Here is a 17,817-nt window from a genome sequence, read left to right as displayed (position 1 = left end):
TCAAAATGATACTGGGAAATATCGACACCAGTACCGAGACTGGGAGAGGTGAACAAGGCATCAAAGTTTTTGACGGCGTTGGTGATATCTTTGATGAAAGCGACATTCTCATCACTGCCAGAATTATCGGAATGAACCGACCAGATACGCCATTTTTTTTGTGTATGTGATTTTTCGGAGTTAGATTCTTCGTAGTTGATAGTAAAGGATTTGTCGAGTTTTTTGATAAAACGCTTACTGTCACTGGCAACCATAACTTTTTCTCCAAGCATCAGCGCTGCCGAGATTTGGGCGACTAGGGCGCTTGAGTTATCCCCCTCATACCAATAAATTGTGCGTGAACCGTTTCGCCATTCGTTTTTAATGATGTAAGGTACTTCACCTTTGGGTCGCATTGCAAGAAAGAAGTTTACCGTTAAATCATCCATGTGTGCATCAGCGATGACGACCAGTGGCGCATTGTATACTATATATTCAAGTACCTCCAAAATGGCGGCGCGATGTTGTTTGCAAGTATTACTGTGTAGTAAGTGGGTGAGGTATTGGCAGGCTTCATCAATAAATATGCAGCCGTAGGTGAGAGATTGAGTATTCAGCTTATGCAAGCTGTCAATAGTAATACTAAGGGCTTGAGCCTGGGCTAAACCTGTGTAACCCAAGTCGGAGTACATCGCCGTCCGCAAACGTTCAGCAAGATTTTTCAACAAGTTAACCCGATGTCCATTGTTGAGGAACCGCGCATCAGGATTTTGGTCACGCCACCAGCGCATAAGTTCAGTTTTGCCTGTACCCATGTCGCTCCAGAGTACGACTAGCCCTGATTTTGGGAAATTGAAGGTAGGGGATTTCTTCGATTTGTCTGAATCAACTCCGCCAGAATCGGTAGACTTCTTGTTTGGAGGATGTCCTTTTATAGATGGCGTGAAAAGTTGTTCCTTTTCAAGCTCATAAAGCTCAGGCACTCTCAAGCATTTTTCTTCAAGTTCAGGAATGCACAAAGCCTCAGAGAGATACTTGATATTAATAGTGACATCTGGTTTGTATTTGCTAAGTCCCCATTTCTTAGCCCGATACGAGCGCTTGTAATCAGCAAGTGATTTAGCATCATCGATGATTGCGGTCAGTAGAGCGTTAGCATCTTCACCGCGACCAACCACGAAATCATCAACGCCTTTTTCTGGCCCCGGCAGTAATGCAACTTCACATTCAGAACCAGCAGCTAAGATTGCTTTTGCAGTCCGAACAGTGGCTTGAAAAACCGACCACCTGGTTTTAGAAGAGGTTTCGTAGTCAAAAAGAATTATGAACTTGCGCCCCGCCTGAGCCATTGGTACTAAGTCAGGATGCAACCGTTCATCAAAATCTTGTTTGCCCACGCGCCCGTTCCAAATTCCCGGCAGTGCGATCGCTACAAACCCCAAAGAGAGCAAGCAAGCTGCCTTTTTTTCCCCTTCGCATAAAATAATGGGAATCTCTGGGTGCTGCTTTACCCACTCCCAAAATATTAGCGGATTGAGTTGATCCAGTAAGCGCAGCGCCAAAAGTGAATGATAGCGCTTAATTAAATAGCGTTTTGCAACTTTGTCCCAGATGGGGTTAGCGACATCAAAGTAGGTAACGCGGTTGGGGGTTTTGGGTGGTGACTCGTATTTGACGGGTTTGCCTTTTTCCCAATCAATACGGGGGAAGTTCGGCTTAATCCGCCCCCACTCCATTGCTTGCCAATTGTTGAAGGGGTCAAGGGATTGAATCCATGTCCCCCCCAGCAATAGATGCTGATATTGCCTTATGTATGCATCCGTGACTCGACCTGCATTTTTTCGAGGGATTTTGTTGGAGATAAACAGGTAGTCATAAATTGTTTCTCCCTCGATGTGGAAGAAGTTGCGCTCAATTAGTGCTGGATGAATGGCGCTACCAGTTAGCAACTCATGGTACTCGGCAAGCGTGAGATTGTTTGGGTATTCAATCGGGTGTTCCCTCTGGTCAACTGATACCTTGCAATCAGGTTTAGGCTCAAAGAACTCTTTGTTGCCACCGTTAAGTGCAATAGAAGTTGTTGTATTCACTTTTCCTAAATTTTTCCATGACTTTGTGAGCGACTTGCAGCACCTATGCCGCAGTCAAGGCAATTCGCAATTGACAATTCGCAATTCGCAGTTGAATTCAGAGTTAGCTCTGAACCCACCCCTGAATTAAGTTCACTGATTCTCTAAATCAGAGTTAGCTCCCAAACCCGTTAATTAACAATTCAACAATTAAGTGATTTCTTGTCTTTAATTGCGTTAGCAAAGCGGGGCGTTAGCAAGATTGCGAATTGTTCGGTTATCAGTCATCAATCATCAGTTATCAGTTAAGCTAATGAGCATTTAAGTTGCATAGACCCAGGGCTAGAGCCGCTTACCACGAGCGAGTCAGTCTGGAAAAATGAATGACGATTAGCTTATCAGTTATCAGTTATCACTGTTTACTGTTAACTGTTCACTGTTTTTTTGGGCTTGTGTGATTAAATCAGTCTCGCAGGTGGTAAGTTCAGCCCAGTAGTCAGGTTTTATCACCTCGTATTTTTCAGCCACAGCCCAAAAGTCAAGCCATGTAAACTCAATACGTGCAAGTACTTGCCTAATTTCCCTAATAGCCACAGGTAGCATCTGTAATTGCTCCATCCTTGTTTCGATGGCTGACTGTATGGGACTAGTACCCAAAATTATCGCCGCAGCCTCAAGAGCTTGGGTATTGTTCATGGCAACGCTTAGGTTTTTCAATGCCATACCCATGAGGCGCAGACATTCAGTCGCATTTTCTTTGGGCGGTTCGGCTGCCAGAGTTCTCAAATCAATTGTCTTCTCCAATGGTTCCTGAACCTTCTTGTTTAGCGCTTTAGCTTGAAGTTTAGTGTAAGTATTCTCCCAATCTTGTCCAGTCTTCAGTTCTTGAGCATTTTCCAAATCCCGAATGCGCTCTTTTAGCTGCTGGTTCTCAGTTTCCAGGTGCCGTAGCGATTCCATCTCGTCTAAGCGCTGCTGCAACTGGATATTTTCCTCCTTCTGTTGCCTGTACAGGTTTTGCAGAGATTGGATTTGCTCACTTACTTGGGCTTCGGCTCTAGCAGTGGCTTCTGACTGTAGTCCAATCCTCAATTCCTGCTGTAAGCGCTCTAACTCTTGCTTATGTTGCTCTTTGAGTGCCGCAATCGCTTCGGCATAAACTTTAGGATATGTACGCTCAGTCGATTCGGACACAATTGCGTCATCCAAATCAGTGTTGTTTACCAACAGCCTTTCACCATCAGCGAAAGTCACAATCTGCTGCGAATTATTCGGTGCGTCTGCACCAATCACTCCGGATTCCCCATAACGGGGATGTTCTGGTGATGAAATTGTGATGGCATTTTTCGGAACCAATGGTTCCTGATGGAATTTATTTTTTCCTTTTGGCATTGGAGCAATTGTATTTGCGGCAACTGCGAAATCTGATTCGCTAGGGTTTGGGTTTGATGATAAAGCCAGTTTTATCGCAGCAATAAGTTTTTCTGGTTCTTTGGCTAACCTCAAAAGAGGACGGGCTTGGCGCTCATTTTTAATCTGTGACCCCAACTCTCCTGCGGCAACAATAACTTTTGATGCCCCTAAGAGTTGATTTATACGCCGATAGCCACCATATACATGCAATTCGCCTTGGCAATATTGTTCAAAGTTTTTGTACCCAGCGATTTTGTACATCCGCTCGTCATGCATGAGGCGGCAGAGTTCTACTGCTTGCAACCCAAATTGGTCTATGGTAGCGAAGGTGTCTTTGATACTGCTGTTAAGATCATCGTAATCAAGTGCTGATTTGGTTTCTTCTCTATCTAGTGTCAGCATATTTCTCTCCTGTAATTATCACAAGGAGAGGGGTTTGAAAAAAATTTTGATGTCACCTTAATCCCGACACCAAGGTGTATTGGGCATAACTCATTTTTCACGATATTTTTCCCTGATAACTTGGTTGACAAGCTTCAGAGGGGGTTGTATCAGTTATCAGTCAACAGTTATCAAGGACTGTAAATTCCAACTGATAACTGGTAACTGTTATTCGCGCTGCTACTGCTTTTTGCTACGAAATTCGGGATATTTCTTAATCAAACTTAACTTTACAGAAACTTATGAATTTCAACAACAAAAATTGCCACACGAAACTGGTGAGTTTCGTGCAGCTTCTCGTATAATACGAGAAGCAGCGGATTCAATCTCGTCTAACCAGTCAGTGGGTAAAAGCGGTCAAACTTTAAGTACCACTGGTTCGGTTTTCGTGAGATAACCCCGCTCTGAGGTTATATGGAATTTAAGACCCGCACAAAGCGCTACTCCTTAGTGGCGCTTTATGCGTTAAATTTTCGTACTGTTGTATCTTCATCTCCATACCTCCTTTCAATTAGCTTGATTTTACATAACTTGTGGTCTTTCGGTATCTAACGAGATTCTGATTTTTCTTTGTCTGACTCCTCCATATTTACTATTCTTCGTTCTAGCTTACCCTGATTGGGTAATCACTTTTTCAAGAAGCAGACCTACCGCAGAGGTCGTTTCTGCCTTGGGCTTGCGCTCGAAAACTTGTATGCTGGGTTTCTCTAATATGAACCCATGTTCTGTTTGCTGACCGAGTTTACCAGCGATTGCTGCTACCCACAGAGGGTAATTACTGGCAGCATCGGTCAGTTCCTTCCAAATGTTAGGCTTGACTGTGATGCTAATGATGCGTCGTCCATCACAGTCAATGGTGAACTGTTGCCAGTTGTTATCTATCGTTTTTGCTTCAGGTAGTTCATTGATTTTGATTGTTACTTCTAGCTTTCCTGAAATCATACATACCTCTCTGTGTTAAGATGCGAACGCTAATGGTGAACCATCAGATGTATGCACTAACCCTTGTGGATCTGTCTTGATGTATTTTTTAATAATTGGTTGGAGAGTAAAACTGATTTCTTTAGTAACTGGGTCTTTGATACTTTCAATTAATGACTGATTTTCAAGTTTTTCTAACGCTTTGATTAACTCTAAAGTTGATACACATTCTGGATTTTTCTGTTTAATACCAGACAATAGTTTAGTAAAACTAATGGATTGTTGATTTCCGACTATTTCTTCTGCTATATAAATTAAAATTTCTCGTTGAGTACTGCTTAATGATTCTCCAAACAGTTGATTAAGGATTACCTCAAAATTACTACTAACAAGCGTAGTTGGATTCTCAAAAAACATTTTTGTATTACCACCAAAGAAGTGGTTAATTCGATTAGCTACTGCTTCGAGTTCTGAAGGATTTCCGCGATACGTTTGAATTAATTGGTTACACTTTTCTTTATCCGTCAATCCTTTGCTAGATAAAAGCTGCATTGCGGCATCTAGGTCTAAACCTTGGATTTTTAAGAAATGAAAAGGTTGTTTTGCTGTTATAACATTATCAAGTTCATCAGGCCAAGTTCGACCAGTTAAGAGTATGCAGCTTTCATGTTCTTCTTCTATTAATCGGTGAAAAAATACTCCATATTCAAGTCTTTGCTGAAAGTTATTTTTCTGAAATAAAGAATCAAAACCATCTAGTACTATCAGACAACGGCGTGATTGTAAGCGTTTAATCAATACTGAAATCATTTCCTGGGTATATTCAGGTAAACCTAAATCAGGCTGGCAAGGTTGAGTTAGTTCTAAGAGTTCGGCTACTAAATCTTGAAGTAATGGTGCATGAATAATTGTTTTCCAGATTAAGCTATCAAATGTTGATTGTTTCCTTGCACTAACTTCTTTTATCAATTTTGCAACCAATGCGCTTTTACCGATACCCGCAATTCCTATTAAGGATATGCAACGCTCGTTACTTATCAATTCTTTTAGTGAGTTTAGTTCCTGTATTCGCCCATAAAAGCTAGATATGTCGGGGAGTTTACCTCTAATAATTGGTGTTAAATCATCGACAGGAAGCCTTTGTTTTTCGTCTGAGGCGGATTGAATATGATACTTTTTGTTAACTTGCTCTAAAAAATACCAAAGCTTCTTTTTACCCACTCGTTCGCCATCCCCTATAGTTTCTGAAAGTATGTCCCATAAACGGGGTGCTACTGTGCGCTGTATGTAGTTTAAGCTGTAAGTTGAGTGGCTTGCTATCTCCTCGTACTCTCGATCATTCAATGCCCCTGTGATAACGAGCATTTCAGTTTTAGATAAGTACTTGCCTCTTTTGGCAAAAACTAAGTCATTTACTACGACCAACGCTAGCCTAAAAGTCTCTGTTATTGGAAATACGCCTTGAGATGATGATTGATCAGATGAAAGTGAAAGTTCCTGCTCTCCAAAAGTGACAGAGGAAGAAAAAGGAGATTGAAGTTCCGATTCAATAGTAAAATCCATAGCTATGCAAGTACCTCTGCTACAGTGAATGCTCGTGAAGAGGCTCTCCGCGAACGAGGCTTAGTTTTTAGAGTATGTTAGATTGCAATCAATCATACCTGATCTTACTATTTATGGTTAATTTTTTCAAAAAAGTACTAAGTTAACCGTTATACAGGTTTGATCGAATTCAGGGCATCTACGGAAAGATAAGAGCCACAAAGTCATAGTACTTGCTTTTCATTGAGAGTAGTAAAAGGATTATTGTGATACTGATCTAAAGCTACTTGTCCCCGTTGTTGTTGCATTTTTTGTGGACAGGAAGGTACTCATGTCTGTTTGGCGTTCGCTCTCGAAAAAATGTCCCAATTATAGAGATACTAACGCTGTCGCCCCTTTCGGTAAAGCGAGAGGCAGGGTATTTTCATACAACCAGAGAAAAACTAAAACTGGGTTTCAAAGCCTCTCTCCACTTCGGGAAGAGGAATGGAAGCGGGGTAAAAAGCTATGCTACAAAACGAGAAATCAAGACTTATGTATTTTTCTTTTTTCGTATGAAAACTCCCTGCCTTTTGGCAAACCAGGGAGGGAATTTTTAGATTGCATCCCTGTGTTCAAAAAAATTTTTTACAAATCACAAAAATTCAAGCAATGTAAAGGGAGAGTAATTAGCGTAAATTGTCATGGTTACTTGTATCTGTATTCAGGCAGTAAGACATAAACACTCTTTACCAACTGCCTAAAGCATAAATTTATACTTGGCAAGTATGTCGTTTTATTGTATAAACCCCCTTTGTGAGCAACGTAAAAATCCTGACAATACTGAAATATGTCTATCTTGTGGTAGTCCGTTGCTGATTAATAACCGTATTCGACTACTTAAGCCATTGAGAGAGCTTACTTATGACCCTCGAAGCTACTTTGAAGTTTTTGAGGTGGATGACGCTGGTACGAAATGGCATCCGGTTCGTGAGCGAAGAGTCATGAAAGTTCTCAAATGGAATTCGACTAGGCTTCGTGAGTTAATTAAGCGGGAATTCGGTGCTTTACGGCTAATCCAACATCCAAATATTCCTCAATGTGATGTTGAAGATTTTTTCAGTTTTGTGCCTAATAATAGTCCTTTGGAACTAAGTTGCTTAGTAATGGATAAAATTGAGGGACAAAACTTAGAAGAATGGATAAAAGAGAATGAACCGATTTCCCAAGCTCAAGCATTAGAATGGCTACGTCAATTAGTTGAGATACTTGATGTAGTACACCATACTGAATTTTTTCATAGAGATATTAAACCTGCAAACATAATTCTTCAACCAAAAGGGGAACTTGCGTTAATTGATTTTGGAACTGCACGACGAATAACTGATACGTATTTAGCTAAAGTTAGTGCAAGTGGAGGAACTGATACAAGAGTAGGAAATTATGAAATTACAACTGTAGTTTCTTATTTTTACACTCCACTAGAACAAGTTTATGGTAAAGCAGTCCCACAATCAGATTTTTTTGCTTTAGGCCGGACTTTTGTTCGTCTAGTTACTGGTACTTCATTGACACGTTTGCCAACAGACAAAAATACAGGACGATTAATCTGGAGAAATAAAGCATCGCAGATTGATAAACCCTTTGCTGACTTTCTGGATGAGTTGATGGCTTCCATGCCAGGGCAACGTCCACCAACTACTGAAGTTATCCTGCAACGGTTAAAGATACTTCCTCAGCAAAGTAAAATTTATAGAGTAACGAGGTCTAAAACGTTCAGAGTCAGCGCAGTAATTGGATTTATGATTTTGACAGTCCTTGTGACTTTTAAAGTATTATTACCACTAAGAGCTAAATATTTACTGTCTCAAGGGGAGAAGGCTGAGGCAGCAAATAATTTTCAGACCGCACAAGAGTTTTTTGACTCAGCTATAAAAATTAATCCTCAAGCCAGATACACAATTTCCAAATTTTATTTTGAAAAAGGACTTCGTAGTACGAAGAGTCTAGAATTAGCTAAAAGATACTATGAATTAGCAATTAAATATAATGACACAAATGTAGAATCATATAATAATTTAGGTATTGTGTGTAAACAATTACAAAATTCTCGGTGTGTAATAGATAGTTATGAAAAGGCTTTTAAGTTAACCTCTGATAATTGGGAAGGGCATTATGGATTGGGAATTTACTACGATGAACGAATGAAATATGATTTAGCGGAGCAACAATACCAGTTAGCCATAAAAATTAATAGACAAGCGATAATTGCTATCAATAATTTATCTAGAGTAAAAATTCTACAAGGTGATTATAATACAGCAATTTCTCTCGCCCAAGAAGGGCTACAAAAAACTACAAATTCCAGATGGCAAGCAGTTTTGTATAAAAATTTAGGTTGGGCAAAATTTGAGCAGAAGAAATATAGCGAGGCGAAGCGATATTTAGAGAAAGCAAAAGAGTTAGATATCCAAAGAACATCTACCCACTGTTTGCTGGCAAAAGTGCAGGGAATTTTAGGTGATTTTGATAACTCTTGGCTTTCCTGGGAAGCCTGTCTGCTAACTGAATCTAGAGAACCAGAGGTTTTCATCTGGCGAGCCGAAATAATAGAAAGAATTAGACAAAAAGCTCCTAATTTAATTGAAGATTAAGCTTCTTGAATTTAATAGCGTTTCAATAGTAACAAAATATTATTCAAATTTACAAGTCTAAACACCTTTTTTTATCTCTTTAATTCTTGTATGCTATTAACTTGCATATAGCTATATAAAACTTTTGATGCTAAGTACACACAGACAAAAGAACAAAATTGCGAGAAAAGTCTACATCTCCCAAATTTTAGTAGTTGCATCAACGATACTTCTTCTAGGTTGGAGTAATGCGTGGGGTCAGGTAAAGCCAGAAGCAAAACGTAGGTGTAAGGTTATTGGTCGAGTTACTAGCGTGAGCGATCTTCGTTGGCGAGTAAATAGCTTATTGTGCTCAGGAGATCGCATTACTCCAATGAATGGACGAACAGTTAATACTTTATGTTACTTGAACGGAGAATTTCTAGATTTTAAACAAAGTAGCATTTTCGATGTTGAAGATAAATGTAGGCTACCGCACGACAGAGTGAGACTATGTACGGGATTGAACCCAACTGAATGTGACGGCATTAAAGGCCCAACAAATGTACCAATGCTAATTAGTCCCTATGGCAGTTCAATGTTGAGTACCAGACCTGTAATTTCTTGGTATGCTGTACCTGAAGCTACTAGTTACACAGTAGTTGTTAGCGGTTATGAGTTTTACTGGGAGAAGACAGTAGATAAAACTATTACTGCACTACCCTATCCAAAAGAAGAAAAAGAATTGCAATTTTTTAATACTTATAAATTTACAGTACTTGCTAATGTAGGCGATACTCCCATTAGTTCCTCTGAAACGTTAGTAGTTAGTGTTTTGAGACAAGAAGAACAAGATGCTTTCGCAGAAAGGGTAAAGCAGATTACAGAATTAAACTTACCTCCAGATGAAGCTGCGATATGGGATTTAGATGCTGTGTTTATGGCAAGAAATCTTTTAAATGAAACGATTGAATCATTGAAAGTAAGAGTAAGAGCAGGAAGTCAGAACCCTACTATCTACCGATTATTAGCAGATCGGTATTTAGAAGCATGGTTACCAAAGGAGGCACTTCGTGAATATAGCAAAGCAGCACAATTGGCAAAAAACACTAATAACTTAGATGAACTAGCTCGTGTACAAGAAGGTTTAAAAATAGTAGAACTTTATAACCATCCGCCAACTAGCACAAAGCCTGACCAAAAGTAAGGATGAACGTATTTAGGATTGGATAATAAACTTAATTTTGCCTGACGCAGTGCCTCTGCTTTAGCCAAACTATTTTTCAAACCCTTGTAGAATTCTTGCATAAGTATGGCAGTAGAATCCTCATCTACCAGCCATAAGCTAGCGATTACACTCTGTGCGCCTGCTTGTGCTGCCACTCCAGCCATTCCCAAGGTTGAACGCTTATTACCTTTGGCTGTCTGACAAGCACTTAAAACTAATAATTCGATTATATTTTCATTAAATTGAGTCTTTTGTTTTAGTAAACTATCAAATTCTAATACGTTTATTACTTTGTCATAAGCTAAAAATACAGTTTTATCAGAGTTAGAACTAAATTGTCCATGAGTACTGATGTGAACAATTGGAAAATCATTTTTAATAAGTTCTTGTTTGAACTGTAGACTAGTAAAGTTTTCGTTTAGCAGTACAGTTGAGGAATCTGTCTCTTTCTTAATTTGGGCTACTTCTACTGCCACTTCTTGTAGCGCTTTCAACCCTTTTGGAGCGTTCTTGTCATTGAAGCTGGGGCTTTCTTTGCTGAGTCCAGCGATTAAAGCTGTGAATTTATTTTGAGATAAAGATTTAGGTGATCGGATTTTAGAGCCGAAAGTTTCTACAATACTGTATTCTTCTATTAAATAGTTTTTCCCGTTATAAAGTAAATCCATTGGTAAACTCTGAAATGATCTATCCAAAGCAAATACAAGTGTCCCTGATGAAGGTAAATATGCCTGAATAGGTTTAATCAGTAGCTCATAAAGTTTTTGATAATATAAAATAATTTCCTTGTTAGTACTAGAAAAAAATCTGGAAGACTGCACAGCATCTAATATATTATTAACATGACTTCTGATTAACTTGGCGTCAACAGAGTTACGAACAAGAGAGTGATTAGAGGATTGGGCAATTACTTCTATGCTGTCGCCTAAATCAATAATATGAATTATTGCGGTTGTGATAGGCAAGCCCTGAAGCTTATTCAAAGCTACAACATCCAGTTTACCGCATTTCAAAAAATTCTCTAGTTCTGCTATTTGCAGTTGCTCATTTGTTTGAATCACTAACTCTAGATTGGGGTTGGGAGATGAGAGCAGTAATCGCATATACTCACGATAAACAGGCTCTACTTTCTCATAGAATGAAAACTGTAAATCCGCGTTGCTTGCTAAGAGATTATCACGAACTTGCGTCAGGTTATTAATTGCAGCACTGTAAGCTTCAAGGGCTTTGTCATATTTCCCTTGTTTGTAGTACTCTAAACCCAATTCGTGCTGCCACTGGTATGCGATATCCCATGCCTGAATTGATTGAGCCAAAGCCATAGCTTGTTCAAGATAATCGAGCGAACGCTCTCGTTGTTTTTCTAGTTTGCCCAGTGTGCCGAAAGCATAAGATATGAGCCTCTGTTTATTAGTGCTTTTAGCCGTTTGCAAAGCTGATTCTGCATATTGAACGGCTACCGAATGTAATCGTTCGTCTGGAATTTTATTGAGACTATTAGCAAAGTTTAGCTTGGTATAAATAGATTGGCTAGCAGGTAAATCAGAAAATGCGGAAGAATTTTTCAGTATTAGCTCTACTGAAGGTTTAATCTGTTGATTTATTTGAGTTTGAATCATAGCTAACTGTCTATTACCTAAATTTGATTCTGCTGTTAACCATCTTTCAAAGTCTAGCAGTAGGCTCAATCGGTGTATTTGAGCTTGTAGTTTGATTGATACTGGTACAGTTAGAGTATTAATTAATGACTGATAATTACTGAGTAATTCGAGTCCCTCTTTTTGAATAAAATTAACAGTTTCTTGTTGAAAAACTGGTTCTTCTATCCAACTATATTTATCCCGTGCCTGTTGATATATAGATTTCCCAGTAATATTGAGTGATAATAAAATTGCACTGTTATCAAAATTAGCTAACTGTTGAGCAATTGATAACGTTTTTCTCAAAACTAATTTTGATTCAGATAACTTGCCTAATTGTCGCAATACATTTCCTAAATTTTGTAATCCCAGTAGGTGTACAGGTATTGAGTTTAACTTATCAATTTCTGCATCAAGTAGTCTTTTCGTAGAATCAGCAGGCTGGTCTGACGAGGTGGCACAGATTTCAGCATCGAATTTCAAAGCTGTGACAACTATCTTGCAGGCCCGAAAATGTAAACCTAAAGCTTGTAGAGCGACGTTCTGATTAATTAAGGTTCCGGTGATTCCTTCTCTATCTTTTAGGTGTTCAAAAAGTTTTGTAGCTTGTTGCCAAGACTCTAAGGCTTCTCTTGCCTGACCTAGATCCAGTTGTCTCTGCCCTCTCTGGTTCAGTACTTCAGCTTGATGCTGTTGTGCTTGTTTGCTTACTTCCTGAGCCAGAATCAAAGACGGCTGTCCTATAGCTATGCATAATCCTAGAATGCATAACAACAAGTACTTGAATAAACGCCAAAAACTAATCATTTTAACCGTACCGCTCCTGTTATCGAAGATACTGGTGGCGTAGAAGATAGCTTATGGCATCTAGAAGGAGATACCTCAGCGTAGGGGCTTGGTGGATCGGCTTGTGCGGTTAAGACTACATCTCCATCAGCATTTAGTATCCAACCCTGGGCTTCTACAATTTCTATGGGTTCTTCAGTATTTGATGGCTTTGATTGCTCCCAATCATCAATCGCCTGGACAGGATTAGAATTTCTCTGCCAAGTAGAACTGTTATCTAACTGATTGTCAGAACTCGTTGCTAGCCCCCCAGCACCAGTATTCACAAAGGTACTCGCTACTCCACCAGAATCACCTTGGCATACTGGCACTACCTCTGGGGTTTGTGCGATCGCTTCTGGTTGCACTTTGGTTTGGCTTGGATTTCTATCTTGAACATTGATCTCCACTGTGCCGTTAATACCTCGTTCAGAACTCGCTGTAATCTGTGTGTCGGGGGAAACAAACAATCCTTTTGTATCAATGCGGATATTGCCCCCACGCCCACGAAATGCGTTCGCTGTGATGGCGTTGTTGTCGGTGGCTGTTATTATGTTCGTAGCTATGCGGATATTGCCGCCGTTGCCGTTGTTACCAGCTGTCGCCGTAATACTGCTGTCGCGTAGGCGTAGGTAGCCGGAGGTCAAGAAGATGTCGCCCCCTTCGCCCGATGCTGTGGAGGCGTTGATGGAGCTTTTATTGTTTAAAGAGATAAACCTACTGTTAACCCTGAGTGTCCCTGCTTCGCTTGTTCCTTGGTTCCTGACGCTAATTATTCCTTGAGTCAATTTTAAACTTTCTGCATTAATTGTTATCTGACCAGAAGTTCCATTTTGCTCTGAAGGCGCTGCAATTAGCTGTTGGTCATCCTGCTCTGAAACAACAGCAGAACTGATATCACCACCATTTATCTCGATATCAGATGCATTGATGGTAACAAATCCAGGAAGACCAGAACCAATAGTAGAAGTATTAACTGTTGCTTGTTCTCCTACCACGAACTTGGATGCGTTAATTATTAAATTTCCAGCGTTTCCTCCGCTAAAAGCTACAGAGGACAAAAGGCTGGGAGTATAATCATTTCCTGAATTAATTAATTCAGTAGAATTAAGTAATTGTATAGAATTTGCATTTATAGTTATATCTCCTGCAACTCCGCTTCCAAGTGATATAGAGGTTATCTGTCCTCCATCCTGAGCCAGAAGTTGTTCTGTTGATACCGTAATATTCCCTGATTTTCCAGAAGTTAGATTACTAGTTACAATTTCACTGGGTGCAAAAGGATTAAAAGTTGAAAAACCAAGTAATTCAATAGACTTAGAAGAATTTACGTTGACATTCCCCCCTTCTGCAATACCATAATTTCTATTACCTATAAGCGCTCCACCTTCTATAAGTAGATGCTTAGTAGAAACATCTATGTTTCCTCCGTTTCCAGAGCCTATAGATTCAGTTCGTAAGAGGGTAACAAAATTCCCATCAGCTGATGTTCCACTTAAATGTAGTGACTCAAAAGCATTAACTTTAATGCTTTCCCAAGATTGTGCGCCTTGATTTTGAATTAAAGCAGCTGACCCATCACTCAAAGAAATTTCTTTGCCTTGTAAGACAATAGAACCACCTCTATTTCCACTGGTATCTACTAAAGACTGTTGCGATAGATTAATATCTTTGAAAGAAGAAACTCCTTCGTAACCCAAAGCCCAGCCTTGAGAGGTTGGATTAAGGCTAATTACACCAGAACTAACGCTACCTAGTTCAATTCGTCCTTCTTCAGCGGTTATAGTCCCACCTTTCAAAGTAATATTACTTCCTATCAAAGCTAGAGTTTTAGTTGGTTGTACTGTTAGATGGGTTGCATCAAGATTTCTGGTGATTGGTACATTGCCTCTACTTGGAGCAACTAATCCTTTACCTGTTCCTTGGACTTCAATAGCACCTGAATTGCTGGTAAATTGCAAGCCAATCGGTACGCTGACTGTCAGTAGGAGCGTTGTTTGAGGGTTCATAGCACTAAATTCAAAACCATCAGCAAATTTGATGGAACTAGCAGTAGTTGCAAAAAAAGAGCCACCAATATTTAAGCGAGCATTCTGACCAAAAATAATCCCATTTCGATTAATCAAAAACAGGTTGGCTGTACCATTGGTACGAATTAAACCATCAATATTAGAGATAGAACCACCTGTAACTCTAGCAATAATGTTTTGAATACCTACATCATTGTTGAAGAAAGCAGTACCACCGGTAGGAACAGAAAACTTTTGAAAGCTGTGAAACAGGTTACTATTATTAACACTGCCGCCTTCAATAACAATACTATTAGCCTGATTTGTTATTAAAGAATTGTCAGGTAACGTTTTATCTGGAGCAACTTGTGCTACAACTGATGAGGAAACTAATAGGCAAAATAATACACTACTTTTAACTCCCCACAACCCTGTGCTAAGTTTCACTTAATATTCCTTTGTTGAGTTTTACAATCTTGCTCAAGAAGTTTTATTAGCAACTTCTAAAATAGATATATTTAAGAAAATTAAACTATAAATTAGTTAAAAACTCAAGATTCAGCTTCTAAATTATCCACCACTCCTAAACGAAGCGCAACACGTTTATACTTTGTTGCATCATATGGTAATCCTCTGTGCATTACTTGAGAATTGTCCCAGAATAAAACGTCACCCTTTTGCCAAACATGAGAGTAAATAGGTGTACGAGTCAAAACAGTTTCAAATAAATCTTGTACGAATTGTTTACCTTTTTCTGGTTCATTTTCCATACCAACCGGAACTGCACCATACGACCCCACGTACAATCCCTTTTGTCCGGTAATTTTATGGGTTGATACGATTGGATGTACTTTTTTGGGAATATCAATAGCTTCTTTAGAAAAAACAGGTGCTTTATGAGACAACGAGATATTTTCTAGTAGTTTTTGCTGCTCTTTATCTAGCTTGTTGTAAGCTTCCAACATATCGATAAATTCAGTGGTGTGAGGTTGTCCATCTAACCCTTCTGGAGGAACTTCTACTCCGTAAAGCATTACCACGTACAAAGCATTCATATCAAGTCGTTCTATGCGTGGTATGGAATCTTTGTCTTGATGCCATATCCAAGCAAACTGTTCTACTGGTTCGGTTTCTCCTTTCGGATTTCCTAAAATACTTACATATTTGCTTTGCAAGTCTGGACTAATATCTGGATCTAATGTTTCAGAAGAGCTACCAATTATTAATTCCCCAAAGGTTTGTCTTGTGAATTCTTTTAACTGTAATGCAGTCAGATTTTGTTGTCTTACTACAATAACACCATGCTCCCAAAGAGATTTTTTTAATTCAAACCTCTGTTGTTCTGTAAGGTCAGTAAGATTGTAATCTTGCAGAACTTCAACTCCTAATCTTGATTTATACTGCAATTGTTTGTGCTGCTGGTTATAAGTCATTTATCTAATTACTGACCTTATCAAAAATTACTGTTTCCGAAATATCTATTAGCATATTAGCTCAAAAAGAAATATTAAAATCATCTTTTTACTATTTTAAAAAAAATGTATTTTAGTTCAATATTTTCACCACAGAAGAGGATGAAAAAAGAGAGCTAACGTAGTAATGGAACTTGCTGCAACCAGCCACTTACACAGCACAGACTTATACCTCTAAACAAAGCTAATAGCAACTTGACACTGCCCCAGGCATCTATTCCCCACTACCTAACTCCACCCTAAGACAGCCCCATCAGATTGAGTATCCCTAATGGCGCTGTAGGTGGTGACTGCCCGTAGTCCGAGTGAGGTGATTATGATGCCAGTGCTCCTAAACTGCCTGTTTGATGATTAGTGCTGAAGTTTAGCTTTTTTGTAGATTAACCCCCTTTAACGGCGATGTCTGCGACAAGCCGCCTAAGCGTTAAGCGTCCACCGATAGCGAGCGCTACTGTTAAGAGTCCTACTGTCCACGCAAGTTTTAGATTCATGCAGATTCGGGTCTACACTGTTGTAACGAAGATATATTACAACTAGCAATCAACTTGATATATTAATTTTTATTCACTCAGAGCTTAATTTACCCACAGAAATCATCAACTCTCAACTCGCGCCAGACATCAGACGGTTGCCAACCGGAGTTACCCAGAGAGCGTAAGGGGCGATAGTGTTCTTTTATAGAGTCAGATTCGGATATTTTGTAAGATGGGCTGGACTCAATCACTGATTCTGTTTCTTGAACCTTTTCGTGGGCAATTGATTCAGTAGAGGATGGGGTAACATCTATTTTTTTGCGAACTAGCTTAGACCTTTTCTGAATGAGTTCTCGCATATCCATAGGAATTACTTAGCTGCTACAAGGAACGGATATCTGACGATACAGCAAATTATTTCCAAATCCGATAGATTTTACGATTATTTGTCTGGCTGGAATCACTGACAGAAATTCTCGGCAGCAAACGCTTTTAAACCTCTGAGGTAAGGTTGAAAGAAATTGTGGTGTAGTTATGATACAGTTCGGATAAGAAATTTACTCGTGTTCGCGTAGTGTCTCTGAAAAGAGAAGGCAAGCTGAAGGGCCGGGGTGTAGAGGTGCAGAGGAGGTGAAGGCTCTTGAGTAGGGGAGATAATTGTATAATTTCTTTCCCCTCTGCTTTTAAGAGGGAAGAGATGTCTTAACCGAACGGTATTGAGGCGACTCCAGGTTTAGCGGGTTCTCTTTTGAAGATGTTTCATATTTGGTAGTGCTTTAAAAGTGCAAAATATAAAAAGTAACGAAAAACCCCAGCCTATTTGAAGGATGGGGTATAAATAAAAACTCTATTTTCATGATGACACAACTCAATATTGCTACGAGCCAATTTGTCCTGGAGGTGGAATAATGAACAAACCCTCATCCAGACGCAAGAAACTTATCCCTGTGGCATCTAGTGAACCAAAGCCAGCGACTGACTCTGCTCCCGAAAATACTTCTATCCAAGACAACCCAGCCTCGGCAACTATCACGGTTACGGCTGTTGAAGTAAGAGAGTTGACCGACCAAGAACAAAGCTTACGCTTGCAATTGGAACGCCGTGTAGAACGTGCATTTTTAGAAGCGGGTCAGGCGCTGATGGAGTTGAGAGACAGACGGCTATACCGTTCCACGCACCGAACTTTTGAGGAATACTGCCGCGAACGCTTTGGT

The 17,817-nt window shown here is 39.6% G+C and carries 10 protein-coding genes and 2 pseudogenes; 4 read left to right on the top strand and 8 right to left on the bottom strand.

Going from position 1 to position 17,817, the window contains the following annotated elements; translation table 11 throughout:
* The 4 genes from H6G26_RS30825 to H6G26_RS30810 all read right to left on the bottom strand — a co-directional run.
* Positions 1–1,970 (bottom strand): plasmid replication protein, CyRepA1 family (locus H6G26_RS30825; protein WP_190734334.1); only part of this gene is annotated, 1,970 nt, incomplete at its 3' end.
* A gap of 483 nt (positions 1,971–2,453) precedes the next feature.
* Positions 2,454–3,863, bottom strand: a complete 1,410-nt coding sequence (locus tag H6G26_RS30820; protein WP_190734332.1) for a hypothetical protein — start codon at positions 3,861–3,863, stop codon at positions 2,454–2,456.
* 648 nt (positions 3,864–4,511) lie between these two features.
* Positions 4,512–4,844: a fertility inhibition FinO-like protein gene (locus H6G26_RS30815; RefSeq protein ID WP_190734330.1), complete on the bottom strand. Its 333-nt coding sequence runs from the start codon at positions 4,842–4,844 to the stop codon at positions 4,512–4,514.
* A gap of 15 nt (positions 4,845–4,859) precedes the next feature.
* Positions 4,860–6,386: an NACHT domain-containing protein gene (locus H6G26_RS30810; protein ID WP_190734328.1), complete on the bottom strand. Its 1,527-nt coding sequence runs from the start codon at positions 6,384–6,386 to the stop codon at positions 4,860–4,862.
* 746 nt (positions 6,387–7,132) lie between these two features.
* Here H6G26_RS30810 and H6G26_RS44330 point away from each other — a divergent pair.
* From H6G26_RS44330 to H6G26_RS30800, 3 genes and pseudogenes are all read left to right on the top strand, one after another.
* Positions 7,133–7,207, top strand: a pseudogene (locus tag H6G26_RS44330) (4-Cys prefix domain-containing protein); the annotation flags it as partial.
* A gap of 9 nt (positions 7,208–7,216) precedes the next feature.
* Positions 7,217–8,998: a serine/threonine-protein kinase gene (locus H6G26_RS30805; protein ID WP_347242527.1), complete on the top strand. Its 1,782-nt coding sequence runs from the start codon at positions 7,217–7,219 to the stop codon at positions 8,996–8,998.
* A 127-nt stretch (positions 8,999–9,125) separates the two neighbouring features.
* On the top strand, positions 9,126–10,163 hold the full coding sequence (locus H6G26_RS30800) for a hypothetical protein (RefSeq protein ID WP_190734324.1): 1,038 nt from the start codon (positions 9,126–9,128) through the stop codon (positions 10,161–10,163).
* Here the strand turns inward: H6G26_RS30800 and H6G26_RS30795 are convergent.
* The 4 genes from H6G26_RS30795 to H6G26_RS30780 all read right to left on the bottom strand — a co-directional run bounded on the left by H6G26_RS30795 (position 10,121) and on the right by H6G26_RS30780 (position 16,968).
* Positions 10,121–12,631, bottom strand: coding sequence for a CHAT domain-containing protein (locus H6G26_RS30795; RefSeq protein WP_190734322.1), 2,511 nt, complete (start codon positions 12,629–12,631; stop codon positions 10,121–10,123). The genes H6G26_RS30800 and H6G26_RS30795 overlap by 43 nt on opposite strands.
* Positions 12,628–15,105, bottom strand: a complete 2,478-nt coding sequence (locus H6G26_RS30790; RefSeq protein ID WP_190734321.1) for a filamentous hemagglutinin N-terminal domain-containing protein — start codon at positions 15,103–15,105, stop codon at positions 12,628–12,630. Before H6G26_RS30790 ends, H6G26_RS30795 begins: the two co-directional genes overlap by 4 nt.
* 104 nt (positions 15,106–15,209) lie before the next feature.
* Positions 15,210–16,091, bottom strand: a complete 882-nt coding sequence (locus H6G26_RS30785) for a TauD/TfdA family dioxygenase (protein ID WP_190734319.1) — start codon at positions 16,089–16,091, stop codon at positions 15,210–15,212.
* A 619-nt stretch (positions 16,092–16,710) separates the two neighbouring features.
* Positions 16,711–16,968 (bottom strand): hypothetical protein, encoded by a 258-nt coding sequence (locus tag H6G26_RS30780; protein WP_206757568.1) that lies wholly within the window; start codon positions 16,966–16,968, stop codon positions 16,711–16,713.
* Between the two features lie 543 nt (positions 16,969–17,511).
* Between H6G26_RS30780 and H6G26_RS30775 the strand changes: the two are divergent.
* A pseudogene (locus H6G26_RS30775) lies at positions 17,512–17,817 on the top strand (hypothetical protein); the annotation flags it as partial.

Origin of the sequence: Nostoc sp. FACHB-888, from assembly GCF_014696655.1 — a bacterium.
GTDB lineage: Bacteria > Cyanobacteriota > Cyanobacteriia > Cyanobacteriales > Nostocaceae > Nostoc.
This window is presented reverse-complemented; position numbering and strand designations above follow the sequence as displayed.

What these genes read in the sequence shown, in the direction of transcription:
- H6G26_RS30785 (WP_190734319.1), bottom strand. Translation starts at nt 16,091, where the DNA reads ATGACTTATAACCAGCAGCACAAACAATTGCAGTATAAATCAAGATTA.
- H6G26_RS30815 (WP_190734330.1), bottom strand. Translation starts at nt 4,844, where the DNA reads ATGATTTCAGGAAAGCTAGAAGTAACAATCAAAATCAATGAACTACCT.
- H6G26_RS30810 (WP_190734328.1), bottom strand. Translation starts at nt 6,386, where the DNA reads ATGGATTTTACTATTGAATCGGAACTTCAATCTCCTTTTTCTTCCTCT.
- H6G26_RS30780 (WP_206757568.1), bottom strand. Translation starts at nt 16,968, where the DNA reads ATGGATATGCGAGAACTCATTCAGAAAAGGTCTAAGCTAGTTCGCAAA.
- H6G26_RS30800 (WP_190734324.1), top strand. Translation starts at nt 9,126, where the DNA reads ATGCTAAGTACACACAGACAAAAGAACAAAATTGCGAGAAAAGTCTAC.
- H6G26_RS30820 (WP_190734332.1), bottom strand. Translation starts at nt 3,863, where the DNA reads ATGCTGACACTAGATAGAGAAGAAACCAAATCAGCACTTGATTACGAT.
- H6G26_RS30795 (WP_190734322.1), bottom strand. Translation starts at nt 12,631, where the DNA reads ATGATTAGTTTTTGGCGTTTATTCAAGTACTTGTTGTTATGCATTCTA.